This window comes from Dactylosporangium sp. NPDC048998 (genome assembly GCF_043197855.1).
GTDB lineage: Bacteria > Actinomycetota > Actinomycetes > Mycobacteriales > Micromonosporaceae > Dactylosporangium.
In genome coordinates, this window is sequence record NZ_JBICTV010000037.1 from 66,193 (window position 1) to 73,141 (window position 6,949).

Annotated in this window: 8 protein-coding genes and 1 pseudogene; 4 read left to right on the plus strand and 5 right to left on the minus strand. The window is 68.2% G+C overall.

The window, feature by feature from the left end; translation table 11 throughout:
* Positions 1-60 precede the first annotated feature (60 nt).
* Entirely contained in the window at positions 61-678 is a 618-nt protein-coding gene (locus ACGFI8_RS41555) for a TetR/AcrR family transcriptional regulator (RefSeq protein ID WP_392813164.1), read from the minus strand.
* Positions 679-768: 90 nt separating this feature from the next.
* Between ACGFI8_RS41555 and ACGFI8_RS41560 the strand changes: the two genes are divergently transcribed.
* From ACGFI8_RS41560 to ACGFI8_RS41570, 3 genes are all read left to right on the plus strand, one after another.
* A complete protein-coding gene (locus ACGFI8_RS41560) occupies positions 769-1,734 on the plus strand; it encodes a ketopantoate reductase family protein (RefSeq protein WP_392813165.1) in 966 nt (321 codons plus the stop codon).
* A gap of 41 nt (positions 1,735-1,775) precedes the next feature.
* The gene (locus ACGFI8_RS41565; RefSeq protein ID WP_392813166.1) at positions 1,776-2,216 is read left to right on the plus strand and encodes a hypothetical protein; all 441 of its coding nucleotides are present in this window, start codon (positions 1,776-1,778) and stop codon (positions 2,214-2,216) included.
* Positions 2,217-2,394: 178 nt separating this feature from the next.
* The gene (locus tag ACGFI8_RS41570; RefSeq protein ID WP_392813168.1) at positions 2,395-3,273 is read left to right on the plus strand and encodes a hypothetical protein; all 879 of its coding nucleotides are present in this window, start codon (positions 2,395-2,397) and stop codon (positions 3,271-3,273) included.
* 127 nt (positions 3,274-3,400) lie between these two features.
* Here the strand turns inward: ACGFI8_RS41570 and ACGFI8_RS41575 are convergent, their stop codons facing one another.
* Positions 3,401-3,946, minus strand: coding sequence for a dihydrofolate reductase family protein (locus ACGFI8_RS41575; RefSeq protein ID WP_392813169.1), 546 nt, complete (start codon positions 3,944-3,946; stop codon positions 3,401-3,403).
* 341 nt (positions 3,947-4,287) lie between these two features.
* On the opposite strand from ACGFI8_RS41575, the gene ACGFI8_RS41580 reads away from it, so the two are divergent.
* A complete protein-coding gene (locus ACGFI8_RS41580; RefSeq protein WP_392813170.1) occupies positions 4,288-4,734 on the plus strand; it encodes a heavy metal-responsive transcriptional regulator in 447 nt (148 codons plus the stop codon).
* A gap of 131 nt (positions 4,735-4,865) precedes the next feature.
* Here ACGFI8_RS41580 and ACGFI8_RS41585 read toward each other — a convergent pair whose 3' ends face one another.
* From ACGFI8_RS41585 to ACGFI8_RS41595, 3 genes and pseudogenes are all read right to left on the minus strand, one after another.
* Positions 4,866-5,303, minus strand: a complete 438-nt coding sequence (locus ACGFI8_RS41585) for a GNAT family N-acetyltransferase (protein WP_392813172.1) — start codon at positions 5,301-5,303, stop codon at positions 4,866-4,868.
* 21 nt (positions 5,304-5,324) lie between these two features.
* The gene (locus ACGFI8_RS41590; protein ID WP_392813173.1) at positions 5,325-6,314 is read right to left on the minus strand and encodes an ROK family protein; all 990 of its coding nucleotides are present in this window, start codon (positions 6,312-6,314) and stop codon (positions 5,325-5,327) included.
* Positions 6,311-6,949, minus strand: a pseudogene (locus ACGFI8_RS41595) (hypothetical protein); the annotation flags it as partial. The pseudogene ACGFI8_RS41595 and the gene ACGFI8_RS41590, both read right to left, overlap by 4 nt.

Genomic DNA, 6,949 nt, shown 5'->3' on the forward strand with positions numbered 1-6,949 from the left:
GACGCTGCGGTTGAGCTTGAGCCGGTTGTCCCGTCTTGATGCCGTGCCGTTGTTTGCACCTCATGCGCGCGCCTCTCCTTTGGAAGGCGTACGGATGGCCGCCTGGGCTGAGTGCGGGCGGCGCAGCCCGTCCAGCACGAGGGTGATGACATCGTCGGCCTCGGCTCGCCAACTGGGGCGGTCATGGGCCGCGCCGATGCCGTGCAGCGCCATCATCACGGCACCGGCGCTCACGTCGTCGCGAACGGCGTCGTCCCGCACGGCGGCGGCCACCAGGTCGGTGACAGCCTGCTCCAGCGCCCGGCTGCCCTCGGCGAGGGTACCCGAGCGATCGGCCATGAGCGTGGCCAGCGTCCGGGCCAGGCCCTCGTGGGCATCTATGTGGTCGACCATGCCGCGTAGGAAGGTCGCCAAAGCCTCCGCCGCGGGCAGCGTGGCTTGTAGCTGGCGGGCGCGGTCGCACAGCGCGGCGACTTCCCCGTGGTAGACCGCCTCGGCCAGTGCCTCCCGGGTGGGGAAGTGGCGGTACAGCGTGCCGGTGCCCACCCCGGCCAGGCGGGCGAAGTCGTCGAAGCGCAGGTCGAAGAAGTCGCCGGCGTCGAAGATCTCCCGGGCCTTGGCGATCAGGACATCGCGGTTGCGTTGGGCGTCGGCCCGCAGCGGCTTGTCGGCGGTCATGCGCTACCTCGCGTTGACAAATGGAGATGACCTCCATATTTTGGAAAGTGGAGATTACCTCCAAATCGATCGTACCCCACGAGGTGCAGCGTGAAGATCCTGATGTTCGGCCGAGGCGTGATCGCCACCGTCTACGGCTGGGCCTTGGAACGGGCCGGACATGACGTCGAGTTCTACGTCCGCCCGGGCCGCGCGGCGACGTACGGGGACACGACAGATCTCGACCTGCTCGATACACGGCGCCGGGTGTGGGGGCAGCGCGTCGTCGAGAAGTGGCCGGTGCGCTACCGCGAGGAGCTGCAGTCAGACCACGACTTCGACCTGATCGTGCTCAGCGTGCCGCACCACCGCCTTGCGGAGGCGACGGCCTTCCTGGCGCCGCGCGTCGGTCAAGCCACGGTGCTGGTCTTCGGCAACATCTGGACCGAGCCGCAGGCTGCTATCGGTGCCCTTCCCGTCGACCAGGTCGCGTGGGGCTTTCCCCAGGCCGGTGGCGGCTTCGGCGAGGACGGCGTGCTCCGTGGGACGCTGCTGCCGGCAGTCATCTTCGGCACACTCGGCCAGCCCCCGACCGACCGGGAGCGGGCCGTGCGCAGGGTGTTTCGCGAGGCCGGGTTCCGGCTGCGGGAGCGACCCGACTTCCGCGGCTGGCTGTGGATCCATTTCGTGTCGGACGCGGGCCTGCACTCGCAGGGCCTGCGGCTGGGGTCGTTGGCCAAGCTGGCTGGGTCGACGGGCGCGTTCCGCGAGGCGCTGCTGGCCGGCCGTGAACTTCTGCCGCTTCTTGAAGCGCGAGGCCTTGACCTGCGACGTCACCGGGGCGGCGGGCTGCTGTTCCGTACGCCCACCTGGCTGACGGCCCCCGCGCTCGCCTGGCTGACCGCTCATGTCGCGCCGGTGCGCGTGAATTTTGCGGCGCACTCCGACCCCGAGGCTCAGGAGCCGCGGGAGATCTGCCGGGACACCCTGGCGGAAGCACGACGGTTGGGCGTGGCGGTACCGCGACTGGAAGCGGCGGAACCGCACTTCGCCCGTGAGAGGACGGGTCGAGTCTAAATCTGCCGATGTTGTCGGTCCCGGTGGTCCATTGCGGTTCCTTGGTCCGTCGCATCCGGAGCCAAACCCGGTCGCGCCGGTCCACCGAACTGCCGTTCACACACGGCTTTTCGCTGTCCAGCCTCTATCGCCTGTCCGTGACGTCGTGGAAGGAAAAGGTCCTGACTACCGTCGAGAATCACGAGTTCCCCATGGCCCGTACGTGCCCGTTCGCGCCGCCGCCGGCGTACGAAGAGATCCGCGAAGAAGAGCCGGTCTCGCGGGTTCGGCTGCCCGACGGCGGGCGGGCCTGGGTGGTCAGCCGCCACGAAGGCGTGCGAACCGTGTTGAACGACCGGCGGTTCAGCGCCGACCGGCAGCATCCGGACTTCCCGCAGCTGGTCAAGGGAGAGGCTGCGTCCCGGCGGCCGGACGAGGAGCGCACCCTGATCGCGGGCCGCCCACGAGCGTCCAACTGCGACAGCCGGAAAGTTACGTCATAACCGACGAGGCAGCCTCCAGCCTACCGTCGGGATATGAGCGTGATCGGAATCCTCGGCGCCGGCAACGTGGCTCGCGCACTGGCCCTGGCAGATCGCGCGTTGAGTCATCTCCCGGGTGGGGGGTGGCTCGTTGTCAGTGGATCACGCTGCTGGCCGGGGGGCTGGTACCGTCCCCGGCATGTTCTCGCGGTGGACGAACCCGCTGCGGTCCGCGGACCGTGACACGGTCTCGGCGGTCGCGCAAGCCTACGAGGCCTTCAAGGCGGAGGACTGGCCGAGGGCCGGTGACCTCCTCGCCGCCGTCGCTGCCCGGCTCGGCGGCAAGGCGGCGAAGGCGGCCTGGTTCGACGCCGCCCTCGCCTACAAGTTCGCACGCGATTGGCCCCGTGCCTACGAAACCGGCAAGATTGCCGTGACCTACGTGGAACGAGGCGCCGAAGAGCCCGCGTACTGGAACCTCGGCACCGCCGCGACCATCCTGCGCGACTGGGACACCGCCCGCGACGCCTGGGCGGGGTACGGGCTGCTGCCCTTCCCCGGCACGGACCAGATCGACGCGGAGCTCGGCCCCACCTGCGTCCGGCTCGCCGACGTCGAGGAGGTCGTGTGGGCCATACGGCTGTGCCCGACCCGCGCACGCGTGATCAGCGTCCCGTTCGACCCGTCCCGCCGCTTCGGCGAGGTCGTCGTCCACGACGGCGCCCCCAGCGGCGAACGCACTTCCGGGGACATGACGGTGCCGGTGTTCGACGAGGTCGCCCTGTTCGAGCCGTCCGACACGGCCACCCTGTCAGTGCTCGTCACCTGCGGTCCTGGCGAACTCGAAGCACTCGCCGAGTCCTTTGCCCGCCGGCGCCTCGGTTTCGAGGTGCTCGCCAGCCGCGTCGACCTGTGCGCTTGCTGCAGTCGTTCATCAATCCACCAGGAGCGCCACGAGTACGACGGGGAGCAGCAGCTCTTCCTCGGGGCCGCCGAGGAAGACGCTCGAACGCTGCTCGACGCCTGGGCCGGGCAACGGCCCGACACCCGTTCTTGGACGAACCTGCACCTTGCTTGATCACCGGGCGTTTCGCTGCCGGCCTGGGTGGCGGAACGGGTCTTCCGGCCGCGGAGAGGTGGTCTCGAACTCGGCTTGGGAATGAAGCGGTAGACCGGTCGTCGATGCGCACTTCGATCTTGCTTCGTCAGTTCCTTGCGGCCAGCTCGTAGTCGGCGAGAACTGCGCCGGAGGGCGTCCCTTCCACGTTCAGCAGCGTCCACTTACGCAGCCTGTCGTTATCCTCGAACAGCTTGCGGCCACTTCCCAACACGACGGGGCTGATGACGAGCCTGAGTTCGTCCACCAGATCCGCCGCAATTAAGGACTGCGCGAGGCGAATACTGCCGTGGATGCCGATGTGACCGCCGGCACGCTCTTTGAGGTCGCGGACATACTGCGAGACGGGCCCCGTCACGACAGTGGTGTTGCCCCACGACACCGCCGGAGTCACCGAGCTGAACACGAACTTGTGCACACCGTTGATGAAGGGAGCGAACGGTTGCTCACCCGGGCCGGGCCAGTAGGGCGCCCATTCGTCGTAGGTCCGCCTGCCGAGGAGAACCGCGTCCTGAGCCTCGATGACCCGGCCGAGGTTGGCACCCATCGCCTCGTCGAAGTCGAAGACGTAACGATCGGGGGCTTCCGCCACACCATCCATGGACAACAGTGCGTAGAGCACCAGCTTCCGCACGAGAACCTTCCTCCTGGTCACGGCGACTGATTGAGCTTCAGACCGCAGGTAAGACGGTTACACGCACGGATACTAAACGGTGACAACCATCCTTGTGGGCCGAGTGACTCCATTGCGCACGGGGCGTGCCAGAAATGCCTCCGCTAAGTAGAACTGCCGGCCGTTGTGCTCAGCCGGCTGCTGGGAATCTCACCATCCACGGCAACCCGTTGGACCGGATACGCCGGAGCACCGGCGGCGCAGTACGCCGCCGACATCGCCCGCCGCACCAGCGCCAGGACATGTCCCCGTGATCCTCCTGCCTTGACCTTGGACCACGCTCCAAGGTTTACCTTGGGGGCATGAGCACCACGACCACCGGTCCAGGCCGCGGGTTGCGGGTCGGTGAGCTGGCCGAGGCCGCCGGTGTGGCGTCGGACACCGTCCGCTACTACGAGCGAGCCGGCCTACTACCGCCACCACGGCGCACCCCGGCCGGATACCGCGCCTACGACAGCGATGCTGTGGACCGGCTGATGTTCATCCAAGGGGCGCAGCGGATCGGCCTGCGGCTGCGGGACATCGCCGACCTGCTGGCTGTGCGGGATACCGGGATCTGCCCATGCGAGCCAGCCGAGCAGTTGCTACGCCGCCGCCTGGCGGAGCTGGACGCCGAGATGGCGCGCCTGGCCGCACTGCGCGCCGAGATGGTCGCCATGGTCGACGCGCTCCCCTCGGCGAACTGCCCGCCCCCGGCGCCGGGAACGTGGTGTCCACCAGCACGAAAGGAGGTGACCACCGATGCGTGAGCTGATCCTGCTGTCCTGCTGCTGCGACGATCCAGACTGCCCACCGGACTGCGGCTGCGGCTGCTGCTGATCACACTCAACCGGGTGGCCCGCCGAGCGCGCCGGCGGACCACGCCAAGGTCATAGCCGTGTCACGATGGCCGGGCCACGTACCCTGTCTTGGCATCGGCCGAGAACCCGCAGGCTCTGTAGAAGGCGTGGGTCGCAGGCTTGCGCGAGCCCGTCATCAGCATCGCCTTGTAGCAGCCCGCATCCCAGGCGGCTCGGAGTGTGCCGGCCATGATCTGTTTGCCCAGACCTGTGCCACGCTGCGATTCCTCGACGACGACGTTCTCGATGACGGCGTAGGGCGACGCCGATCGAGTGATGTTGGGAATCACGTTGAGATACGTCGTGGCGACAACGACCCCGTCCAATTCGAGCACGAAGAGATGCAACCCCGGGGAACTCAGGATCTGATGGAAGGCCGCTGTATCAGATCCGTCCATCAGCACCGGATCGTCGGGCTGCAGTTGCCGATAGAGGCGGATGATCTGTTCGAAGTCGCCAGGCCGGGCCTCACGGAACATGCCTGGAGCGTAACCAGCGCATCAGTGTTGCTCGTCGTGAGTACCGGTTGCAGGCGGCGGCGCTTGCGCACCGCACCACGCGCGGATCGCCTTCGCCGGGGCCCTCGTTCCCGAATGGTCCAGGTAGGCTGCGCCGAGCAACGGCGCCTCCGTGGGGTGACGCGCGGGTTCGAGGGCGATGGGAGCGGTTCGGGGATCGGCGTCGGTGAGACCGGATCGCAGTGGTGGGGCCAGGAGATCCCACGCGGCGGCGATCGATCCGCCGACGACGAGAACCTCTGGCTCGAACTCCGCCAGGTATGGACCGAGTACGGTTCCCAGGGTGTGGAACGTTCGCGTGAGGATCTCGGTCGCTGCCTGGTCGCCTTGTCGCGCGCGTTGTGTGACCTCCCGGACGTCAGGTGCCGGGGATCGGCCCGTCGCGTGGGCGTAGGCTCGCCTGATGGCGCGGCGGGACACGGTTTCCTCCAGGGGTGTGCCGTCGTGGCGTAGGAGGTCGGCCCGTCCTTCCGGCGGTATGCCCGGCCCGTGCTGCAGGATGTGCCCGTCGCGCAGAAAGGCGGAGCCGACACCTGTTCCGAGGGTGATCCCGACGGTCGAGCGGTGTCCGTTCGCGGCGCCGGCCCACCATTCGCCGATGGCGAAGGCGTCCGCGTCGTTGTGGAAGCTGATGCTTGCGGCGCCGGGCAGGTGCGGCATCAGGGCGGTTCGGAGGTCGACGCCGTTGAGCGCGTCGAACTTGCCGACGCCTGCGTATCGGGCGATGCCGGGTTTGTAGTCGAACGGGCCGGGAACGGCGATGGCCCAGGGGCCGGCGGGCCGGGTGGGCAGCCGGGCGGCGCAGGTGACGATGGCGGACATGATCTCTTCCGCGCCGCCGTCGCCGTTGAGCGGTTCACGGAACCACTGTCCGTTGAGGATGCCGCGGGTCGTGACGTCCACTGTGGCCGCGGTGACGTGTGTGCCGCCGACGTCCATGACTGACACGACGTTCGTGGCGCCGGGGCTCATGGAACCAATGCCTTGACGTAGCGGACCTTGCCCGCTCCCAAGCCGCGTACGCGGTAGGAGCCGACCGCGGCGGGAACGGTCAGGGTTTCGGCGTAGGTGAGGTCGTGGCGGTGACCGTTCTCCGTCTCCAGCACGATGCCGTCGCCCTCCACAACGTTGAGGACGTGGAATCCGTGGCTGGTGGTGTCCTCGACGACGGCGTCCGGGGCCAGTTCTACGCGGCGTACTTCGAAGAACATCTCGGGGAGGCGGCCGATGACGTCCTCGTGCCAGCCCTGACCCGAGCGCAGCGTGTGCGGTTGCTGGACGAGGTCACGGGCTACGGCGTCGCCGGCCCGGGCGGTGTCGAGGTTGGTGAAGGCGTGTCCGACGTGGACCGGTCGTTGTCTGCCCTCTGTGTCTTTGCGTAGCCAGTCGTAGAAGCGCAGGCTGTACAGGTAGGGCGTCGCGCTGATTTCCAGGACGACGTTGCCCTCGCCGCTGCCGTGCGGGGTTCCGGCCGGGATGAGGAAGAGCTGGTGCTGGTGGGCGGGGAAGGTTTGGACGTAGTGCTCGATGTGGAAGGGCACACCGTCGTGGACGGCGCGGTCCGCGTCGCGGCGGAATGCGTCCAGGTCGGCGTCGTCGTGCAGGCC

Bases quoted from the DNA above. Each gene is read 5' to 3' on its own strand.
- ACGFI8_RS41570 (WP_392813168.1), top strand. From the start codon at position 2,395: ATGTTCTCGCGGTGGACGAACCCGCTGCGGTCCGCGGACCGTGACACG.
- ACGFI8_RS41585 (WP_392813172.1), bottom strand. From the start codon at position 5,303: ATGTTCCGTGAGGCCCGGCCTGGCGACTTCGAACAGATCATCCGCCTC.
- ACGFI8_RS41590 (WP_392813173.1), bottom strand. From the start codon at position 6,314: ATGAGCCCCGGCGCCACGAACGTCGTGTCAGTCATGGACGTCGGCGGC.
- ACGFI8_RS41580 (WP_392813170.1), top strand. From the start codon at position 4,288: ATGAGCACCACGACCACCGGTCCAGGCCGCGGGTTGCGGGTCGGTGAG.
- ACGFI8_RS41555 (WP_392813164.1), bottom strand. From the start codon at position 678: ATGACCGCCGACAAGCCGCTGCGGGCCGACGCCCAACGCAACCGCGAT.